Annotated in this window: 21 protein-coding genes; 20 read left to right on the forward strand and 1 reads right to left on the reverse strand. The window is 61.1% G+C overall.

Annotation, left to right across the window (positions count from 1 at the left end; all coding sequences use genetic code 11):
- The first annotated feature begins 106 nt into the window (after window positions 1-106).
- The 6 genes from queA to BLO80_RS24190 all read left to right on the forward strand — a co-directional run bounded on the left by queA (window position 107) and on the right by BLO80_RS24190 (window position 6,190).
- Window positions 107-1,156 (forward strand): tRNA preQ1(34) S-adenosylmethionine ribosyltransferase-isomerase QueA, encoded by a 1,050-nt coding sequence (queA, locus tag BLO80_RS24165; protein ID WP_025211994.1) that lies wholly within the window; start codon window positions 107-109, stop codon window positions 1,154-1,156.
- A gap of 14 nt (window positions 1,157-1,170) precedes the next feature.
- Window positions 1,171-2,286 (forward strand): tRNA guanosine(34) transglycosylase Tgt, encoded by a 1,116-nt coding sequence (gene tgt, locus BLO80_RS24170; protein ID WP_161951757.1) that lies wholly within the window; start codon window positions 1,171-1,173, stop codon window positions 2,284-2,286.
- A 43-nt stretch (window positions 2,287-2,329) separates the two neighbouring features.
- Window positions 2,330-2,668, forward strand: coding sequence for a preprotein translocase subunit YajC (yajC, locus tag BLO80_RS24175; protein WP_007916913.1), 339 nt, complete (start codon window positions 2,330-2,332; stop codon window positions 2,666-2,668).
- 63 nt (window positions 2,669-2,731) lie between these two features.
- Window positions 2,732-4,600, forward strand: coding sequence for a protein translocase subunit SecD (secD, locus tag BLO80_RS24180; protein ID WP_092331634.1), 1,869 nt, complete (start codon window positions 2,732-2,734; stop codon window positions 4,598-4,600).
- A gap of 9 nt (window positions 4,601-4,609) precedes the next feature.
- Complete coding sequence (gene secF, locus BLO80_RS24185) at window positions 4,610-5,524, forward strand: protein translocase subunit SecF (protein WP_063322858.1); 915 nt, start codon at window positions 4,610-4,612, stop codon at window positions 5,522-5,524.
- Window positions 5,525-5,641: 117 nt separating this feature from the next.
- Window positions 5,642-6,190, forward strand: coding sequence for a glycine zipper 2TM domain-containing protein (locus BLO80_RS24190; protein WP_092205408.1), 549 nt, complete (start codon window positions 5,642-5,644; stop codon window positions 6,188-6,190).
- 505 nt (window positions 6,191-6,695) lie between these two features.
- On the opposite strand, the gene suhB is transcribed toward BLO80_RS24190, so the two are convergent.
- Window positions 6,696-7,514, reverse strand: a complete 819-nt coding sequence (suhB, locus tag BLO80_RS24195) for a type III secretion system regulator SuhB (protein WP_003185165.1) — start codon at window positions 7,512-7,514, stop codon at window positions 6,696-6,698.
- Between the two features lie 144 nt (window positions 7,515-7,658).
- On the opposite strand from suhB, the gene trmJ reads away from it, so the two are divergent.
- The 14 genes from trmJ (at window position 7,659) to BLO80_RS24265 (ending at window position 18,497) form a co-directional block, all read left to right on the forward strand.
- Complete coding sequence (gene trmJ / locus BLO80_RS24200) at window positions 7,659-8,429, forward strand: tRNA (cytosine(32)/uridine(32)-2'-O)-methyltransferase TrmJ (protein ID WP_038856918.1); 771 nt, start codon at window positions 7,659-7,661, stop codon at window positions 8,427-8,429.
- 1 nt (window position 8,430) lies between these two features.
- Window positions 8,431-9,207, forward strand: a complete 777-nt coding sequence (cysE, locus tag BLO80_RS24205) for a serine O-acetyltransferase (RefSeq protein ID WP_092331632.1) — start codon at window positions 8,431-8,433, stop codon at window positions 9,205-9,207.
- Between the two features lie 268 nt (window positions 9,208-9,475).
- A complete protein-coding gene (gene iscR, locus BLO80_RS24210) occupies window positions 9,476-9,967 on the forward strand; it encodes a Fe-S cluster assembly transcriptional regulator IscR (RefSeq protein ID WP_003185160.1) in 492 nt (163 codons plus the stop codon).
- 50 nt (window positions 9,968-10,017) lie between these two features.
- Complete coding sequence (locus BLO80_RS24215) at window positions 10,018-11,232, forward strand: IscS subfamily cysteine desulfurase (RefSeq protein WP_072408082.1); 1,215 nt, start codon at window positions 10,018-10,020, stop codon at window positions 11,230-11,232.
- 43 nt (window positions 11,233-11,275) lie between these two features.
- Window positions 11,276-11,662 (forward strand): Fe-S cluster assembly scaffold IscU, encoded by a 387-nt coding sequence (iscU, locus tag BLO80_RS24220; protein ID WP_003185157.1) that lies wholly within the window; start codon window positions 11,276-11,278, stop codon window positions 11,660-11,662.
- 25 nt (window positions 11,663-11,687) lie between these two features.
- The gene (iscA, locus tag BLO80_RS24225; protein WP_030139597.1) at window positions 11,688-12,011 is read left to right on the forward strand and encodes an iron-sulfur cluster assembly protein IscA; all 324 of its coding nucleotides are present in this window, start codon (window positions 11,688-11,690) and stop codon (window positions 12,009-12,011) included.
- Window positions 12,012-12,019: 8 nt separating this feature from the next.
- Window positions 12,020-12,541 carry a co-chaperone HscB gene (gene hscB / locus BLO80_RS24230; RefSeq protein ID WP_092165675.1) on the forward strand — a complete coding sequence of 174 codons (522 nt, stop codon included), beginning with the start codon at window positions 12,020-12,022 and terminating at the stop codon, window positions 12,539-12,541.
- A 50-nt stretch (window positions 12,542-12,591) separates the two neighbouring features.
- Window positions 12,592-14,454, forward strand: a complete 1,863-nt coding sequence (gene hscA, locus BLO80_RS24235) for a Fe-S protein assembly chaperone HscA (RefSeq protein ID WP_092331629.1) — start codon at window positions 12,592-12,594, stop codon at window positions 14,452-14,454.
- 3 nt (window positions 14,455-14,457) lie between these two features.
- The gene (gene fdx, locus BLO80_RS24240; RefSeq protein WP_042727996.1) at window positions 14,458-14,799 is read left to right on the forward strand and encodes an ISC system 2Fe-2S type ferredoxin; all 342 of its coding nucleotides are present in this window, start codon (window positions 14,458-14,460) and stop codon (window positions 14,797-14,799) included.
- A 13-nt stretch (window positions 14,800-14,812) separates the two neighbouring features.
- Window positions 14,813-15,013, forward strand: a complete 201-nt coding sequence (gene iscX, locus BLO80_RS24245) for a Fe-S cluster assembly protein IscX (protein WP_092331626.1) — start codon at window positions 14,813-14,815, stop codon at window positions 15,011-15,013.
- Between the two features lie 88 nt (window positions 15,014-15,101).
- Entirely contained in the window at window positions 15,102-15,527 is a 426-nt protein-coding gene (ndk, locus tag BLO80_RS24250; RefSeq protein ID WP_042727994.1) for a nucleoside-diphosphate kinase, read from the forward strand.
- A 28-nt stretch (window positions 15,528-15,555) separates the two neighbouring features.
- Window positions 15,556-16,704, forward strand: a complete 1,149-nt coding sequence (gene rlmN, locus BLO80_RS24255) for a dual-specificity RNA methyltransferase RlmN (protein WP_053118626.1) — start codon at window positions 15,556-15,558, stop codon at window positions 16,702-16,704.
- 12 nt (window positions 16,705-16,716) lie between these two features.
- Window positions 16,717-17,475 (forward strand): type IV pilus biogenesis/stability protein PilW, encoded by a 759-nt coding sequence (gene pilW / locus BLO80_RS24260; RefSeq protein WP_072408090.1) that lies wholly within the window; start codon window positions 16,717-16,719, stop codon window positions 17,473-17,475.
- Window positions 17,475-18,497, forward strand: coding sequence for a RodZ domain-containing protein (locus tag BLO80_RS24265; protein ID WP_092331624.1), 1,023 nt, complete (start codon window positions 17,475-17,477; stop codon window positions 18,495-18,497). The genes pilW and BLO80_RS24265 overlap by 1 nt, the downstream gene beginning before the upstream one ends.
- Window position 18,498: the final 1 nt, after the last annotated feature.

The following is an 18,498-nucleotide window of genomic DNA, read 5'->3' on the forward strand; positions in this document are numbered from 1 at the left end:
AATGGCGGCGAAGTATAGAGAGGTGCCTACCGTTGGTCAATCACGTTTCATGGTGAATTTTTGATATTTCCGCTAGACTTTCCGGCCCTGCTAGACGAACCCCATCATGCGTGTTGCTGACTTTACCTTCGAACTCCCGGATTCGCTGATCGCTCGCCACCCTCTGGCCGAGCGTCGCGCCAGTCGACTGTTGACCCTGGACGGGGTCAGCGGTGCCATGGCTCACCGTCAATTCACTGATTTGCTTGAGCATTTGCGCCCGGGCGATTTGATGGTGTTCAACAATACCCGGGTGATTCCGGCGCGGTTGTTTGGCCAGAAGGCCTCCGGCGGCAAGCTGGAGATTCTGGTGGAGCGGGTGCTGGACAGTCATCGTGTGCTGGCCCATGTGCGCTCCAGCAAATCGCCCAAGCCGGGTTCGTCGATCCTCATCGACGGTGGCGGCGAGGCGGTGATGGTGGCGCGGCATGATGCGTTGTTCGAGCTGGAATTTGCCGAAGAGGTGTTGCCGCTGCTCGACCGTGTCGGGCACATGCCGTTGCCTCCTTATATAGACCGCCCGGACGAAGGTTCGGACCGCGAGCGTTATCAGACCGTGTACGCCGAGCGCCTGGGGGCGGTGGCGGCGCCGACGGCGGGGTTGCATTTCGATCAGCCGTTGCTGGAGGCGATTGCCGCCAAGGGTGTGGAGACCGCGTTCGTGACGCTGCACGTTGGCGCTGGCACGTTCCAGCCGGTGCGGGTCGAGCGTATCGAAGACCACCACATGCACAACGAATGGCTGGAAGTGAGCCAGGAAGTGGTCGATGCCGTGGCGGCCTGTCGCGCGCGCGGCGGGCGGGTGGTGGCGGTGGGGACCACCAGTGTGCGGTCCCTGGAAAGCGCTGCTCGCGATGGTGTGCTCAAGCCGTTCAGCGGCGACACCGATATCTTTATCTACCCGGGCCGGCCGTTCCATGTGGTCGATGCCCTGGTCACCAACTTTCATTTGCCCGAGTCCACGCTGTTGATGCTGGTTTCGGCGTTCGCCGGTTATCCCGAAGCCATGGCCGCCTACAAGGCCGCCGTCGAGCATGGATACCGCTTTTTCAGCTACGGTGATGCGATGTTCATCACCCGTAACCCCGCGCCACGCGGACCCGAGGAAACAGTATGAGTCGCACCTGTCGCATGTCCTTCGAGTTGCTCGCCACCGATGGCAAGGCTCGTCGCGGTCGTCTGACCTTCCCCCGCGGTACCGTGGAGACCCCGGCGTTCATGCCAGTGGGCACCTACGGCACGGTCAAGGGCATGTTGCCGCGTGACATCGAGGCGATTGGCGCGGAAATCATCCTCGGCAACACCTTCCACCTGTGGCTGCGCCCGGGCATGGAAGTGATCAAGGCCCACGGCGACCTGCACGATTTCATGCAGTGGAAAGGCCCGATCCTGACCGACTCCGGCGGTTTCCAGGTGTTCAGCCTGGGCGCGATGCGCAAGATCAAGGAGGAGGGCGTGACCTTCGCCTCTCCGGTGGACGGTTCCAAGGTGTTCATGGGCCCGGAAGAGTCGATGCAGGTGCAGCGCGACCTGGGCTCGGACATCGTGATGATCTTCGACGAATGCACACCGTACCCGGCCGATGAAGACGTGGCGCGGGTGTCCATGGAGCTGTCGTTGCGCTGGGCCCAGCGTTCGAAGAATGCCCATGGCGAAAACACCGCGGCGTTGTTCGGCATCGTCCAGGGCGGCATGCACCGCGACCTGCGCATGCGCTCCCTCGAAGGCCTGGACAAGATCGGCTTCGACGGCCTGGCCATCGGCGGTTTGTCGGTGGGCGAACCGAAGCACGAGATGATTAAGGTGCTGGATTACCTGCCAGGCGAAATGCCCGCTGACAAACCTCGTTACCTTATGGGCGTTGGCAAACCGGAAGATCTGGTTGAGGGTGTGCGCCGCGGGGTGGACATGTTCGATTGCGTGATGCCAACCCGTAATGCCCGCAATGGGCATCTGTTCATCGACACCGGTGTGCTGAAGATCCGTAACGCGTTCCATCGCCATGATGATTCGCCGCTGGATCCGACCTGCGATTGCTACACCTGCCAGAACTTCTCCCGCGCTTATCTGCATCATTTGGACAAGTGCGGCGAAATGCTCGGCAGTATGCTCAATACCATCCACAATTTGCGCCATTATCAGGTGCTTATGGCTGGTTTGCGCGAGGCTATCCAACAGGGTACATTGGCCGCCTTTGTCGAGGCCTTCTATGCCAAGCGCGGGTTGCCTGTTCCGCCTTTGGACTGAGTTTTCCGATCCCTAGATTCAATACTTGCAACTGGAGTGCTAAATGAGCTTTTTTATCTCTAACGCCATGGCTGATGCCGCTGCACCTGCTGCTGCCGGCCCTATGGGTGGCGGTTTCGAGTGGATTTTCCTGGTCGGCTTCCTGGTCATCTTCTACCTGATGATCTGGCGTCCACAGGCCAAGCGCGCCAAAGAGCAGAAGAACCTGCTGAGCAGCTTGCAGAAGGGCGATGAAGTGGTTACCACCGGCGGTATCGCTGGCAAGATCACCAAAGTGGCCGATGACTTCGTGGTACTGGAAGTGTCCGACACTGTTGAAATGAAGTTCCAGAAGGGCGCCATCGCGGCCACGCTGCCAAAAGGCACGCTGAAAGCGATCTAAGTAACAACTTCTATTCAATCGACGGGGCGCGCAAGGCGCCCCGCGTCATAAGCGGGCGGCGTGATGCTGAACAAATACCCTCTGTGGAAATATGTACTGATCCTGGCGGTGCTGGCGGTCGGTCTGATTTATTCCGCTCCCAATCTATACCCGGATGACCCGGCCATTCAGGTCAGTGGCGCAAGCACTGCGCTGCAGGTCACCCAGGCCGATCTGGACCGTGCGAGCGCTGCGCTCAAGGCGGCCAATATCGAGGTCAAGGCTGCGTCCATCGCCGAAAACGGCAAGGGCGGCCTGTTGCGCCTGACCAAGGCGGAAGACCAACTGCCGGCCAAGGACGTGGTGCGCAAGGCCATGGGCGACGATTACGTTGTAGCCCTGAACCTGGCCCAGACCACCCCGCAATGGTTGCGCAAGCTTGGCGCGCACCCGATGAAGCTGGGCCTGGACTTGTCCGGCGGTGTGCACTTCCTGCTGGAAGTGGACATGGAAAAAGCCCTCGACGCGCGGATGAAAGTCTACGAAGGCGACGTCAAGAGCCTGTTGCGCAAAGAGCGCCTGCGCTATCGCAGCCTGCCGCAGCTCGACGGTGCCATCCAGCTGGGCTTCAGCGATGAAGATACTCGCGAGCAGGCCCGTGCGCTGATCCGCAAGAACTTCAACGATTTCGACATAGTGCCGGCCGACCTCAATGGTCAGGCGGTGCTGCGTCTGGCGATGACCCCGGCCAAGCTGGCGGAAATCCGCGAATACTCCATCAAGCAGAACTTGACCACGGTGCGTAACCGCGTCAACGAGCTGGGTGTGGCCGAGCCGATCGTCCAGCGCCAGGGCGCCAACCGCATCGTGGTTGAGCTGCCGGGCGTGCAGGACACGGCCGAAGCCAAGCGTATCCTCGGCAAGACCGCCAACCTGGAATTCCGCCTGGCCGCTGAGCCGGGTGCGTCCAAGGCTACCTCCGAGAGCTTCGAGTTCCGTGAGGGCGGTCGTCCGGCGGCGCAGATCGAGCGTGGCCTGATCATCACCGGTGACCAGGTGACCGACGCCCAGGCGGGCTTCGACGAACAGGGTCGCCCACAGGTGAACATTCGCCTGGACGGCCACGGTGGCGAACTGATGAGCCGCGCCACGCGCAGCAACGTCGGTCGCAGCATGGCGGTGATCTTCATCGAGCAGAAGCCGACCACCACCTACACCAGGCAAGTGGTCGATGGTGTCGAGAAAGACGTCGCGGTGCAGACCTTCAAGGAAGAGAAGAAGATCATCAGCCTGGCGACCATCCAGTCGCCACTGGGCAGCCAGTTCCGTATCACCGGCTTGAACGGCCAGGGTGAATCCTCGGAACTGGCCCTGCTGCTGCGTGCCGGTGGCCTGGCCGCGCCGATGTACTTCGCTGAAGAGCGCACCATTGGCCCGAGCCTGGGGGCCGACAACATCACCAAGGGTATCGACGCATCCCTGTGGGGCATGCTGTTCGTGTCGCTGTTCATCATCGCCATCTACCGCTTCTTCGGCATCATCGCCACCGTCGCGCTGGCGGTGAACATGGTGATGCTGCTGGCGCTGATGTCGCTGCTGGGGGCTACGCTGACCCTGCCGGGTATTGCCGGTATCGTCTTGACCATGGGCATGGCGGTGGACGCCAACGTGCTGATCTTCTCGCGGATACGTGAAGAGATCGCCGCGGGCATGACGATTCAACGGGCGATCAACGAAGGCTTCGGCCGGGCATTCACCGCGATCCTCGACGCCAACCTGACCACGTTGCTGGTGGGCGGGATTCTCTTCGCCATGGGCACCGGCCCGGTCAAGGGCTTCGCAGTGACCATGTCCCTCGGGATCTTTACCTCGATGTTCACGGCCATCATGGTGACCCGCGCAATGGTCAACCTGATCTTTGGCGGTCGTGACTTCAAGAAGTTGTGGATTTAAGGGGCTGCCATGTTACGTACAATCAACTTCATGGGCGTTCGCAACGTTGCGTTCGGCGTCACATTGTTCCTTACCGTACTGGCGTTGTTCAGCTGGGCCACCAAGGGGCTGAACTACGGCCTGGACTTCACTGGCGGTACGCTCATCGAGCTGACCTACGAGCGTCCGGCCGACGTCACCAAGGTGCGTGAGCAACTGGCGACGTCGGGCTACAGCGATGCCATCGTGCAGAGCTTCGGTGCGACCACGGACCTGTTGGTGCGCATGCCGGGTGAAGACCCACAGCTGGGCCACCAGGTGGCCGAGGCCTTGCAGAAGGCCGGCGGCGACAACCCGGCCCAGGTCAAGCGCGTCGAGTTCGTCGGCCCGCAGGTGGGTGAGGAACTGCGCGACCAGGGCGGCCTCGGCATGCTGATGGCGCTGGGCGGCATCCTGATCTACCTGGCCTTCCGCTTTCAGTGGAAGTTCGCGGTGGGCGCGATTGTCTCGCTGATCCACGACGTGATCGTGACCGTGGGCATCCTGTCGTTCTTCCAGATCACCTTCGACCTGACGGTGCTGGCGGCGGTGCTGGCGATCATCGGTTACTCCCTCAACGACACCATCGTGGTGTTCGACCGGGTGCGTGAGAACTTCCGCGTGCTGCGCAAGGCGTCCTTGATCGAGAACATCAACATCTCGACCACCCAGACGCTGCTGCGGACCATGGCGACGTCGATCTCCACCTTGCTGGCGATTGCGGCGCTGCTGATCTTTGGTGGCGACAACCTGTTCGGTTTCTCCATCGCGCTGTTTGTCGGTGTATTGGCGGGTACCTACTCGTCGATCTACATCGCCAACGTGGTGCTGATCTGGCTGAACCTGAGCACCGAGGACCTGATTCCTCCAGCGGCCACCGAAACGGAAGTGGACGACCGCCCATAAGGCTCGTCGCCCCGCCCGTCACCGCCGAAAAGGCGCGAGTTGAACTCGCGCCTTTTTTTGTGCTCCAAGGCTGGGAGAAGCGCGGATTAATCCGCTTGTAATGGCCTGGAGGTTCAAGTGAACAAATCGATGCTGGTTGGTGCGGTATTGGGTGCTGTCGGTGTGACTGCCGGTGGTGCGGTCGCGACCTACAGCTTGGTAAAGAGTGGCCCTGAGTATGCGCAAGTACTGGCCGTGGAACCGGTCAAGACCCAAATCAAGACCCCACGTGAAGTGTGCAAGGACGTCACCGTGACTCGGCAGAAGCCGGTTCAGGACCAACACCAGATCGCCGGCACCGTGATCGGCGCTCTGGCCGGTGGCCTGCTGGGTAACCAGGTCGGCGGCGGCACCGGCAAGAAAATCGCTACCGTGGCCGGTGCGGCCGGTGGTGGTTATGCCGGTAACAAGATTCAGGAAGGCATGCAAGAGCGCGACACCTACACCACCACCCAGACGCGCTGCAACACGGTCAATGACATCAGCGACAAGGTTGTAGGCTACGACGTTCGCTACATGCTCGACGGCAAAGAAGGCAAAGTCCGCATGGACCGCGACCCGGGCAACCAGATCCCGGTGAGCAAGGAAGGCCAACTCATCCTCGGTCAGAACGCACCGGCTCAGTGACCTGAGCATTCAAAAGGAAGCACCCTTCGGGGTGCTTTTTTTGTGCCCATGATTCCATAGCTCACCACCAACCCCTTGTGGGAGCGAGCTTGCTCGCGATACCGGTGGATCGGCTTGCATGGTTGGTGAATGTACTACCGCCATCGCGAGCAAGCTCGCTCCCACAGTGGATCTCCAGTGGATATAAACCTGTGCCAATCCCAATTCCCCTGGACTGACCCCAAAAGTCAGATTGGTGTGGGGCAGTCCACCCTGTGGGAGCGAGCTTGCTCGCGATAGCGATGGATCAGCCTGCATCCATGTTCAGGGTGACATTCATTGTGGCGAGGGAGCTTGCTCCCGCTGGGCTGCGCAGCAGACCTTGTTGTGAGCGCTTCGCACTCAAGCGGGAGCAAGCTCCCTCGCCACGGATGTGTTCATGCCTGAGTGGGTGGTGCTCACTAGGGGAGATATCAGCAGGCATAAAAAAAGCACCCCGAAAGGTGCTTTTTTCTCTAACCGAAGCTTAGCGTTTCAGCGAAGCCGGCAAGTGCGGCTGGATAGCAGTCAGCACAGCCTTGAAGCATTTGGTGTTGCCGGCAACGATGTGGCCTTTTTCAAGGAAGTCGTGGCCGCCGGTGAAATCGCTCACCAAACCACCGGCTTCCTGGATCAGCAGGGCGCCCGCTGCCATGTCCCATTCGGACAGGCCCGATTCCCAGAACGCATCGAAACGACCAGCAGCCACATAAGCCAGGTCCAGGCTCGCAGCGCCGGCGCGGCGGATGCCGGCGGTTTGGCCGACCAGGGCGCGGAACATGCCCAGGTAGTTGTCCAGGTTGTCCATCTGGTCATCACGGAACGGGAAGCCGGTACCCAGCAGGGCGCCGTCCAGGCTGGTGCGACCGCTGACGCGCAGGCGACGACCGTTCAGTTGGGCGCCACGGCCACGGCTGGCGGTGAATTCTTCCTGGCGAACCGGGTCCAGCACGACAGCGTGTTCCAGGCGGCCACGGTATTTGCAGGCGATGCTGACAGCGAAATGAGGAATGCCGCGCAAGAAGTTGGTGGTGCCGTCCAGCGGATCGATGATCCACAGGTACTCTTCGCCTTCGATGCCAGTACCGGCGTGCATGCCGGTCTCTTCACCGAGGATGGAGTGGTTCGGGTAAGCCTTGCGCAGGGCGTCGACGATCTTTTGCTCGGCGGCGCGATCGACCTCGGACACGTAGTCCTTGGCGTCTTTTTCATCGACCTTGATGGTATCCAGGCGCTCGATGGAGCGGAAGATCAGTTCACTGGCGCTGCGGGCGGCGCGCAGCGCGATATTCAGCATGGGCTGCATGGATGTGTCACCTAAGGTTGTTAAAGAAAGCCGCGCATTCTATCAGAAAGTTTTATCAGGAGAAGGTTGGTGTTCGCTTTCATAGCTTAACGGTAGGTGCTTCTGTAAGATTTGCTCCCTTTATCGTGTTCGAGAGCGCCTCCCTTGTTGCAGAACATTCGTGTCGTCCTGGTCAATACCAGCCATCCGGGTAACATCGGCGGAGCTGCGCGGGCCATGAAGAACATGGGCCTGTCGCGCCTGGTGCTGGTCGAGCCGCGCTTGTTTCCCCATCACGAAGCCGACGCCCGGGCCTCCGGCGCCGGTGACATCCTGGCCAACGCGCAAGTCGTCGCCACCCTCGAGGATGCCCTGGTGGGTTGCAACCTGGTGCTCGGCACCAGCGCCCGCGACCGGCGTATTCCCTGGCCGCTGCTCGATCCCCGCGAATGCGGCACCAAAGTGGTCGAGGAGGCCGCGCAAGGCTTTGAAATCGCCCTGGTGTTCGGTCGTGAAGACTCCGGCCTGACCAACGACGAGCTGCAGCGATGTCACTTTCACGTGCATATCCCTTCCGACCCCGAGTTCAGTTCCTTGAACCTGGGGGCGGCGGTGCAGGTGTTGAGTTATGAAGTGCGCATGGCTTGGCTGGCAGCCGAAGGCAAGCCCAGCAAAGTCGAAAAAACCGAGGTCACGTCGCCGCGCAGTGAGACACTGGCGACCATGGACGAGTTGGAACGATTCTATGAGCACCTGGAGCAGACCCTGGTGGACATCGAGTTCCTCGACCCGGAAAAGCCGCGGCACTTGATGGCGCGCCTGCGTCGGTTGTACGGACGAAGCTCGGTCAGCCGGGCGGAGATGAATATATTGCGCGGCATCCTCACGGAAACCCAGAAGGCGGCCCGTGGCGAGCTGATTAAGCGGAAGAAATAAAATGTTCGAACGTTTGCGTGAAGATATCCAAAGTGTTTTCCATCGTGACCCGGCGGCGCGCAATGCCTTTGAAGTGCTGACCTGCTACCCGGGCATGCACGCCATCTGGATCCACCGCCTGTCCGGCGCCTTGTGGAACTTGGGCTGGAAGTGGCTGGCACGGCTGGTCTCGAACTTCGGCCGCTGGCTGACCGGGATCGAGATCCACCCGGGCGCCAAGGTCGGCCGTCGGTTCTTCATCGACCACGGCATGGGCATCGTCATCGGCGAAACCGCCGAGATCGGCGACGACGTGACCCTGTACCAGGGCGTGACCCTCGGCGGCACCAGTTGGAACAAAGGCAAGCGTCACCCAACCCTGGAAGACGGCGTGGTGGTCGGTGCCGGCGCCAAGGTGCTCGGGCCGTTCACGGTGGGGGCGGGGGCGAAAGTCGGCTCCAACGCCGTGGTGACCAAGGCCGTGCCGCCGGGTGCGACGGTGGTGGGGATCCCTGGACGGATCATCGTCAAGTCCGATGAGGAGCAGGATGCTCGCCGCAAGGCCATGGCCGAGAAGATCGGCTTCGACGCCTACGGTGTCGGCGAAGACATGCCCGACCCGGTCGCCCGGGCCATCAACCAGTTGCTCGATCATCTGCAGGCCGTCGATGGGCGCCTGGAGGGGATGTGCGGGGCCCTGAAGGACCTGGGCAGTAATTACTGTGCCAAGGACCTGCCTGAACTGCGCGAGGAAGACTTCGCGTGTGTGAAGGACAAGGATGAGAGCCAGGCCAGCTGAAACCCTGCTGGCCTCATCGCGAGCAAGCTCGCTCCCACAGATGATCGTTGGTGTACAGAAATTGTGCATCCACCAAAGCCCCTCTGTGGGAGCGAGCTTGCTCGCGATAAACGACAGCGCGGTATCACTGGTCGCCGCCAACCAGCCTTTGCTATCATGCGCGCGCTCTTTCGCGGGTAAACCCGAGTAACCCACTAGGTCTTATACTTGACTTAAATACTCGGGAATTGCATACTCGCCCCCATTCCGAACTCCGTGGTAATTGTCCATGCGACTGACTACAAAAGGCCGATACGCCGTGACCGCAATGCTGGATCTGGCATTGCATGCGCAGCACGGGCCGGTGTCCCTGGCCGATATCTCCGAGCGCCAGGGCATTTCCCTGTCTTACCTCGAACAGCTGTTCGCCAAGCTGCGCCGCAGCAACCTGGTGTCCAGCGTTCGCGGCCCCGGCGGCGGCTACCAGCTGTCGCGGGACATGCAAGGCATCCAGGTCGCCCAGGTGATCGATGCGGTGAACGAATCGGTCGACGCGACCAAGTGCCAGGGCCTTGGCGACTGCCATGGCGGCGATACTTGCCTGACCCACCACTTGTGGTGCGACCTGAGCCTGCAGATTCACGAATTTCTAAGCGGTATCAGCTTGGCTGACCTTGTAACTCGCCGTGAGGTGCAAGAAGTAGCCCAGCGTCAGGACCAGCGCCGTTGCAATAGCAAGGCGCCGCACCTGGACAAGATTGAAGCGTCCGCCGTCGAATGACTGCCGCAGAGCACGCGGAACGCCAGCCAGCCTGATTTAGGAGAGAGTCCATGAAATTGCCGATTTACCTTGATTACTCTGCGACCACCCCGGTTGATCCGCGTGTTGCGCAAAAAATGAGTGAATGCCTGCTGGTCGACGGAAACTTCGGTAACCCGGCGTCCCGTTCCCACGTGTTTGGCTGGAAGGCTGAAGAGTCGGTCGAAAACGCCCGTCGCCAGGTCGCTGACCTGGTCAATGCCGACCCGCGTGAAATCGTCTGGACCTCCGGTGCCACTGAGTCCGACAACCTGGCAATCAAGGGTGTCGCGCACTTCTACCACACCAAGGGCAAGCACCTGATCACCTCCAAGATCGAGCACAAGGCTGTCCTGGACACCATGCGCCAACTGGAGCGTGAAGGCTTCGAAGTCACCTACATCGAGCCTGGTGAAGACGGCATCATCACCCCGGCCATGGTCGAAGCCGCCCTGCGCGACGACACCATCCTGGTTTCGATCATGCACGTGAACAACGAAATCGGCACCGTCAACGACATCGCGGCCATCGGCGAGCTGACCCGCTCCAAGGGTGTCCTGTTCCACGTCGACGCGGCCCAGTCCACCGGCAAGGTCGACATCGACCTGTCCAAGCTGAAAGTCGACCTGATGTCGTTCTCGGCCCACAAGACCTACGGCCCTAAAGGCATCGGCGCCCTGTACGTCAGCCGCAAGCCGCGTGTTCGCCTCGAAGCGACCATGCACGGCGGCGGTCACGAGCGCGGCATGCGTTCCGGTACCTTGGCGACCCACCAGATCGTCGGCATGGGCGAAGCCTTCCGCGTCGCCAAGGAAGACATGGCCGCCGAGAACGTACGCATCAAGGCCCTGAGCGATCGCTTCTTCAAGCAGGTCGAGCACCTCGAAGAACTCTACGTCAACGGCAGCCTGACCGCCCGCGTACCGCACAACCTGAACCTGAGCTTCAACTACGTTGAAGGCGAGTCGCTGATCATGGCGCTCAAGGATCTGGCCGTGTCGTCCGGTTCGGCGTGCACCTCGGCGTCCCTGGAGCCTTCGTACGTACTGCGCGCCTTGGGCCGCAACGACGAACTGGCCCACAGCTCCATTCGCTTTACCTTCGGCCGTTTCACCACCGAAGAAGAAATCGATTACGCCGCGCAGAAAGTCTGCGAGGCCGTTACCAAGCTGCGCGCTCTGTCGCCGCTGTGGGACATGTACAAAGACGGCGTCGACATTTCGAAAATCGAGTGGGCGGCGCACTGAAGAAGTCGCCACCAGAGCGACTCACTGATGAGGATTGAAGCAAATGGCATATAGCGAAAAGGTCATCGACCACTACGAGAACCCGCGCAACGTCGGCAAGATGGACGCGCAGGATCCTGATGTCGGCACCGGCATGGTCGGCGCGCCGGCGTGCGGCGACGTGATGCGTCTGCAGATCAAGGTCAACGAGCAGGGCATCATCGAAGATGCCAAGTTCAAGACCTACGGCTGCGGTTCGGCCATTGCGTCCAGCTCTCTGGCCACCGAGTGGATGAAGGGCAAGACCCTCGATGAAGCCGAAACCATCAAGAACACCCAGCTGGCCGAAGAACTGGCCCTGCCGCCAGTGAAGATCCACTGCTCGGTACTCGCCGAAGACGCCATCAAGGCCGCCGTTCGCGATTACAAGCAGAAGAAAGGCTTGATCTGATCCGCGTTACGGTAAGGAGTTTTCCATGGCTATCCAGATGACAGAAGCGGCAGCTAAGCATGTGCAGCGTTCCCTCGCGGGGCGCGGCAAGGGCGAGGGTATCCGCCTGGGTGTTCGCACCACGGGCTGCTCTGGCCTTGCCTATGTGCTGGAATTCGTCGACGAAGTGGGCGAAGACGATCAGGTATTCGAAAGTCATGGTCAGAAAGTGATCATCGACCCGAAAAGCCTGACGTACCTGGACGGCACCGAACTGGATTTCGTCAAGGAAGGGTTGAACGAAGGCTTCAAGTTCAACAACCCCAACGTGCGCGGTGAATGTGGCTGCGGCGAAAGCTTCAACATCTGAGGCGGCTTGTGGGTACTCCTTGTCATTTTGCGTTGTTCCAGATGCAGCCTGCGTTCCAGCTGGATCTCGAGCAGTTGTCCGCGCGTTATCTTGAATTGGCCCGTGGCGTCCATCCCGACCGCTTTGCCGATGCCTCCGAGGCGGAGCAGCGGCGGGCGCTCGAGCAGTCGGCGAACCTCAACGAGGCTTACCAGACGCTCAAGAGTCCTGCCAAGCGCGCGCGTTACCTGCTCGCCATCAGCGGCCATGAGTTGCCGCTGGAGGTCACGGTTCACGATCCCGAGTTTCTTTTGCAGCAGATGCAGTGGCGCGAAGAGCTCGAGGACCTGCAGGACAGCGCCGACCTGGCCGGTGTCGCGGTATTCAAGCGGCGCTTGAAAGACGCCCAGCAAACACTGAACGAAAGCTTCGCAGCCTGCTGGAACGATGCCGCGCAACGCGAACAGGCCGAACGCCTGATGCGGCGTATGCAGTTCCTCGACAAGCTCACCTACGAAGTGCGCCAGCTAGAAGAGCGCCTCGACGATTAACCCAGTGCCGCTCCGGTCGCACGCCTGATTACAGATAAGTCCTGATTACGATGGCCCTACTGCAGATCGCCGAACCCGGCCAAAGTCCACAACCGCACCAGCGTCGCCTGGCTGTCGGGATCGACTTGGGTACCACCAATTCCCTGGTCGCTGCCTTGCGCAGCGGTCTTTCCGAGCCGCTGGCCGATGAGCAGGGGCAGGTGATCCTGCCGTCCGCCGTGCGTTATCACGCCGACCGCGTCGAAGTGGGCGAGTCGGCCAAGCTGGCCGCCGCCACCGACCCTCTGAACACCATTGTCTCGGTCAAGCGCTTGATGGGTCGTGGTCTGTCCGACGTCAAGCAATTGGGCGACCAGCTGCCGTACCGCTTCGTCGGTGGCGAATCCCACATGCCGTTCATCGAAACCGTGCAGGGCCCGAAAAGCCCGGTCGAGGTTTCCGCCGACATCCTCAAGGTCCTGCGCCAGCGTGCCGAAGCGGCGTTGGGCGGTGAACTGGTGGGCGCAGTCATCACCGTCCCGGCCTATTTCGACGACGCCCAGCGCCAAGCCACCAAGGACGCCGCCAAGCTGGCCGGCCTGAACGTGCTGCGCCTGCTCAACGAGCCGACTGCCGCTGCCGTGGCATACGGCCTGGACCAGCACGCCGAAGGCCTGGTCGCGATCTACGACCTGGGCGGCGGTACATTCGATATTTCGATCCTGCGCCTGACCGGCGGTGTTTTCGAAGTCCTGGCCACCGGTGGCGACAGTGCCCTGGGCGGCGATGACTTCGACCACGCCATCGCCGGCTGGATCATCGAGCAAGCCGGCTTGTCCGCCGACCTCGACCCGGGTGCGCAACGCCAGCTGCTGCAAACCGCTTGCGCCGCCAAGGAAGCCTTGACCGACGCCGCCACCGTTGAAGTCGCTTATGGCGACTGGAAAGCCGCGCTGACCCGCGAAGCCTTCGATGCCCTGATCGAGCCCATGGTTGCCCGCAGTCTCAAGGCCTGCCGCCGTGCCGTGCGCGATTCCGGCATCGAGTTCGAAGACGTCAAGGCCGTGGTCATGGTGGGCGGTTCGACCCGCGTGCCGCGGGTTCGCGAAGCCGTTGCCGAGGCCTTTGGCCGCCAGCCGCTGACTGAAATCGACCCGGACCAGGTGGTCGCCATCGGCGCCGCGATCCAGGCCGATACCCTGGCCGGCAACAAGCGCGACGGCGGCGAACTGCTGTTGCTCGACGTGATTCCGTTGTCCCTGGGGCTGGAAACCATGGGCGGCCTGATGGAAAAGGTGATTCCACGCAACACCACCATCCCGGTTGCCCGCGCCCAGGACTTCACCACCTATAAAGACGGTCAGTCGGCCATGATGGTCCACGTGCTGCAAGGCGAGCGTGAGCTGATCAGCGACTGCCGTTCCCTGGCCCGCTTCGAATTGCGCGGTATCCCGCCGATGGTGGCCGGTGCGGCGAAGATCCGCGTGACCTTCCAGGTCGATGCCGACGGTTTGCTCAACGTTTCCGCCCGCGAACTGGCTTCGGGCGTGGAAGCGAGCATCCAGGTCAAGCCGTCCTATGGCCTGACCGACGGCGAAATCGCCAAGATGCTCAAGGATTCCTTCCAGCACGCCAGCGACGACAAGGTGGCACGTGTGCTGCGCGAGCAGCAGGTCGACGCCCAGCGCCTGATCGAAGCCGTGCAAGGTGCCCTTGAAGCCGACGGCGACCGTTTGCTCGACGCTGAAGAGCGCATGGTCATCGAGCTGCAGATGCAGGAATTGTCCGAATTGATCAAAGGCACCGATGGTTATGCCATCGAGCAGCAGACCAAGCGTCTGTCGCAAGTCACCGATGCCTTTGCTGCCCGCCGCCTGGACTCGACGGTGAAAGCCGCCCTGGCGGGGCGCAACCTGAATGAAATCGAGGAATAACTGATGCCGCAGATCATTTTTCTGCCACACGCCGAGCATTGCCCGGACGGTATGGTGGTAGAGGCCGAAACCGGCAAGTCCCTGCTTGAAGTGGCCCATGACAACCACATCGAGATCGAGAGCGCCTGCGGCGGCGTGTGTGCCTGCACCACGTGCCATTGCATCATTCGCGAGGGTTTCGACTCGCTGAATGAAGCCGATGAGCTGGAAGAGGACTATCTTGATCGGGCCTGGGGCCTGGAGCCGACGTCGCGCCTGACCTGTCAGGCCAAGGTCGGCACCGAGGACCTGGTGGTCGAAATCCCGAAATATTCGCTTAACCATGCGGCCGAAGCGCCGCACTGATGGTGACACTGTCATGAGCTATGGTTGGAATGATGTTCGACGCATCGCAGAAGAACTGGCCGAAGCCAAGCCGGACGTGGATCCGCTGGCTGTGAATTTTGTCGATTTGCAGCGCTGGATCATGGAACTACCCGATTTCGACAATACCTCTGGCCGTTGTGGCGAGAAGGTCTTGGAAGCGGTCCAGACGTTCTGGATCGAAGAAATCGACTGATCGACCTGGCAGGTTAGGCAATACCCCTGAACCCGCGTATAATTCGCGGGTTTAATTTTTCGCAAATTACCGTTTCTGGAGTTACACCATGGCTGTTCAACGTACTTTCTCCATCATCAAGCCTGACGCCGTTGCTAAAAACGTGATCGGCAAGATCGTTACCCGCTTCGAAGACGCTGGCCTGCGCGTTGTAGCTTCGAAAATGAAGCAACTGTCCAAAGCCGAAGCCGAAGGTTTCTACGCTGAGCACAGCGAGCGCGGTTTCTTCGGTGAGCTGGTGGCCTTCATGACTTCCGGTCCGGTTGTCGTTCAGGTGCTGGAAGGCGAAAACGCCATCGCTCGCAACCGTGAACTGATGGGCGCCACCAACCCTAAAGAAGCTGCTGCCGGCACCATCCGTGCCGACTTCGCCGAGTCCATCGACGCCAACGCCGTCCACGGTTCGGACTCCGAAGCCGCTGCTGCTCGCGAAATCGCTTACTTTTTCTCCGCTACTGAAGTAACCACTCGCTAAGCCCAGGCTTTTGAGTGAAGGTGAATCCATGACTACATCGAACGGCAAAACCAACCTGTTGGGCCTGACCCAGCCGGAAATGGAGAAATTCTTCGACTCGATCGGGGAGAAGCGTTTCCGTGCCGGCCAAGTGATGAAATGGATTCACCATTTTGGCGTCGACGACTTCGACGCCATGACGAATGTCGGCAAGGCCCTGCGTGAAAAGCTCAAGGCTGTTGCCGAGATTCGCGGCCCCGAAGTGGTCAGCCAGGACATTTCCAGCGACGGCACCCGCAAGTGGGTGGTGCGCGTGGCGTCCGGCAGCTGCGTCGAGACTGTCTACATTCCCCAGGGCAAGCGCGGCACCTTGTGCGTTTCGTCCCAGGCAGGCTGTGCCCTGGATTGCAGTTTCTGCTCCACCGGCAAGCAAGGCTTCAATAGCAACCTCACTGCCGCCGAAGTGATCGGCCAGGTGTGGATTGCCAACAAATCCTTTGGCAGCGTCCCGGCGACCGTCGACCGTGCCATCACCAACGTGGTGATGATGGGCATGGGTGAGCCGCTGCTGAACTTCGACAACGTCGTTTCCGCCATGCACCTGATGATGGACGACCTGGGCTACGGCATCTCCAAGCGCCGCGTGACCCTGTCCACCTCCGGCGTGGTGCCGATGATCGATGAGCTGGCCAAGCACATCGACGTTTCCCTGGCGTTGTCGCTGCACGCACCCAATGACGCATTGCGTAACCAATTGGTGCCGATCAACAAGAAGTATCCGCTTAAGATGCTGCTCGAGTCGTGCCAGCGCTACATGTCGTCCCTGGGCGAAAAACGCGTGCTGACCATCGAGTACACGCTGCTCAAGGACGTGAACGACAAGGTCGAGCATGCGGTCGAGATGATCGAGTTGCTCAAGAACATCCCGTGCAAGATCAACCTGATCCCGTTCAACCCGTTCCCGCATTCCGGTTACGAGCGTCCGAGCAACAACGCGATTCGTCGCTTCCAGGATCAGCTTCACCACGCTGGCTTCAACGTCACCGTGCGCACCACCCGCGGCGAAGACATCGACGCCGCCTGTGGCCAATTGGTAGGACAGGTGCTGGATCGCACCCGTCGCAGCGAACGCTACATTGCCGTGCGTGAGTTGAACGCCGCGGACGATGCGGTGCAAAACGCTGCGAACAGTCACTAAGAGAGGAACTCTATGTCCCTGCGCTTCGCGCTCGTTTTGCTATTGGCCGGCCTTTGTTCCGGTTGTGTCCTGTCGGGTGACTACAACCCGATGAAGACCAGCAAAGGGCGTGACGAGGCACGTGTGGCCTATGTGCAACTGGGTATCGGCTACCTGCAGCAGGGCATGACCGAACGGGCCAAGGTGCCGCTCAAGAAGGCCCTGGAGCTGGACGATTCCGACCCGGATGCCAACGCGGCCCTGGCCCTGGTGTTCCAGGCCGAGATGGAGTCGGAACTGGCCGACCAGCATTTTCGCAAGGCGCTGTCCGGCCGGCCCCAGGATGCACGGATCCTGAACAACTACGGCAGCTTTCTTTTCGAGCAGAAACGCTACAAGGAAGCCTACGAGCGCTTCGAGCAGGCGGCCGCCGATACCCTTTACCCCGAGCGTTCGCGGGTTTTCGAGAACCTCGGCATGACGGCCGCGCAGTTGGGCCAGCGTGACCTGGCCCGCCAGCAGCTCGAAAAGGCGCTGCGGCTCAACCGCCAGCAACCGCGGGCGCTGCTGGAAATGGCTGAGTTGTCTTACGAAGACAGGCATTATGTGCCCGCGCGTGACTACTACGAGCGTTTTAGCCTGCTGAGCGAGCAAAATGCACGTAGTCTATTGCTCGGCGTTCGGCTGGCACATGTGTTTGAAGATCGCGACAAAGCTGCGAGTTACGGCTTGCAACTCAAAAGACTCTATCCCGGTACGCCGGAATATCAGCAATACCTGTCGGAGCAATGATGAAAGCGGCGCATCCCGAAGTTGTAGCAGCGACTCGCGTAAATCCCGGTGAGACCCTGCGTCAAGCCCGCGAAAACAATGGTTGGTCGTTGGCCGAAGTGGCCCTCAAGCTCAATCTTACCGTGGCTTCCCTCGGCAATCTGGAAGCGGGCGCGTTCGACAAGCTGCCTGGGCACACCTTCGCCCGGGGCTATATCCGCGCCTATGCCAAGTTGCTCGGCATGGACCAGACCGTGCTGGTCCAGCAATTCGATCAATACACCGGTTCCGATGCCCAGGGCAGCAATGTGCACAGCCTGGGGCGCATCGAGGAACCGGTTCGTGTTTCCCACACCATTTTGCGAATCGTCAGCCTGTTGCTGCTGATCGCGGTGATCGGTGGCGGTTTTGTCTGGTGGCAGGACCAGGCTTCCTTGCGCAACAAGGAGTCGGTCGCCATGAACCCCGAGCATGTCGAGGTCGAGGGCGCTGACGGGACCACCCAGATCCATCCGCTGGACGAGCCGGAAGACCAGGCTGTCGTCGAAGGCCAGGCCGAAGGCGAAACCGCCCTGGCGTTGCCGCAAAGCCAGGACGACGCCGATGCCCAGGCCGGTGCCGAGCCGGCTGTTCCATCTCCGGCACCGACGGCGCCGGCTGCCCCGAACACTGGCAGCACACCGATGGCCACGGCACCGGCCGCGCCGGGCACGCCAGCACCGACCGCGGCTGCGCCTGCGACCCACGCCGCGCCTACCGCTCCAGTTGCCCCGGCGGCTCCGACCCCGGCGCCAGTCGCGGGTGAAGGCCAGGTGCAGATCCAGTTTGTCGCCGACTGCTGGACGCAGATCACCGACGGCAACGGCAAGGTGCTGTTCAGCGGCCTCAAGCGCAAGGGCGACAGCACCGCCGTCAACGGCAAGCCGCCGTTTGCCGTGCGCCTGGGTTATGCCCGTGGCGCCCAGGTCAGCTACAACGGCCAGCCGGTCGACATCGCTCCGTTCACCAGTGGCGAGACCGCTCGCCTGAAGTTGGGTCAATAAG

The organism is Pseudomonas sp. NFACC56-3 (assembly GCF_900100025.1).
GTDB lineage: Bacteria > Pseudomonadota > Gammaproteobacteria > Pseudomonadales > Pseudomonadaceae > Aquipseudomonas > Aquipseudomonas fluorescens_AA.

What these genes read in the sequence shown, in the direction of transcription:
- secF (WP_063322858.1), top strand. Translation starts at nt 4,610, where the DNA reads ATGTTACGTACAATCAACTTCATGGGCGTTCGCAACGTTGCGTTCGGC.
- BLO80_RS24265 (WP_092331624.1), top strand. Translation starts at nt 17,475, where the DNA reads ATGAAAGCGGCGCATCCCGAAGTTGTAGCAGCGACTCGCGTAAATCCC.
- pilW (WP_072408090.1), top strand. Translation starts at nt 16,717, where the DNA reads ATGTCCCTGCGCTTCGCGCTCGTTTTGCTATTGGCCGGCCTTTGTTCC.
- iscA (WP_030139597.1), top strand. Translation starts at nt 11,688, where the DNA reads ATGGCTATCCAGATGACAGAAGCGGCAGCTAAGCATGTGCAGCGTTCC.
- iscX (WP_092331626.1), top strand. Translation starts at nt 14,813, where the DNA reads ATGAGCTATGGTTGGAATGATGTTCGACGCATCGCAGAAGAACTGGCC.
- BLO80_RS24215 (WP_072408082.1), top strand. Translation starts at nt 10,018, where the DNA reads ATGAAATTGCCGATTTACCTTGATTACTCTGCGACCACCCCGGTTGAT.
- fdx (WP_042727996.1), top strand. Translation starts at nt 14,458, where the DNA reads ATGCCGCAGATCATTTTTCTGCCACACGCCGAGCATTGCCCGGACGGT.
- tgt (WP_161951757.1), top strand. Translation starts at nt 1,171, where the DNA reads ATGTCCTTCGAGTTGCTCGCCACCGATGGCAAGGCTCGTCGCGGTCGT.
- queA (WP_025211994.1), top strand. Translation starts at nt 107, where the DNA reads ATGCGTGTTGCTGACTTTACCTTCGAACTCCCGGATTCGCTGATCGCT.
- iscU (WP_003185157.1), top strand. Translation starts at nt 11,276, where the DNA reads ATGGCATATAGCGAAAAGGTCATCGACCACTACGAGAACCCGCGCAAC.
- rlmN (WP_053118626.1), top strand. Translation starts at nt 15,556, where the DNA reads ATGACTACATCGAACGGCAAAACCAACCTGTTGGGCCTGACCCAGCCG.
- ndk (WP_042727994.1), top strand. Translation starts at nt 15,102, where the DNA reads ATGGCTGTTCAACGTACTTTCTCCATCATCAAGCCTGACGCCGTTGCT.
- suhB (WP_003185165.1), bottom strand. Translation starts at nt 7,514, where the DNA reads ATGCAGCCCATGCTGAATATCGCGCTGCGCGCCGCCCGCAGCGCCAGT.
- hscA (WP_092331629.1), top strand. Translation starts at nt 12,592, where the DNA reads ATGGCCCTACTGCAGATCGCCGAACCCGGCCAAAGTCCACAACCGCAC.
- iscR (WP_003185160.1), top strand. Translation starts at nt 9,476, where the DNA reads ATGCGACTGACTACAAAAGGCCGATACGCCGTGACCGCAATGCTGGAT.
- secD (WP_092331634.1), top strand. Translation starts at nt 2,732, where the DNA reads ATGCTGAACAAATACCCTCTGTGGAAATATGTACTGATCCTGGCGGTG.
- cysE (WP_092331632.1), top strand. Translation starts at nt 8,431, where the DNA reads ATGTTCGAACGTTTGCGTGAAGATATCCAAAGTGTTTTCCATCGTGAC.
- yajC (WP_007916913.1), top strand. Translation starts at nt 2,330, where the DNA reads ATGAGCTTTTTTATCTCTAACGCCATGGCTGATGCCGCTGCACCTGCT.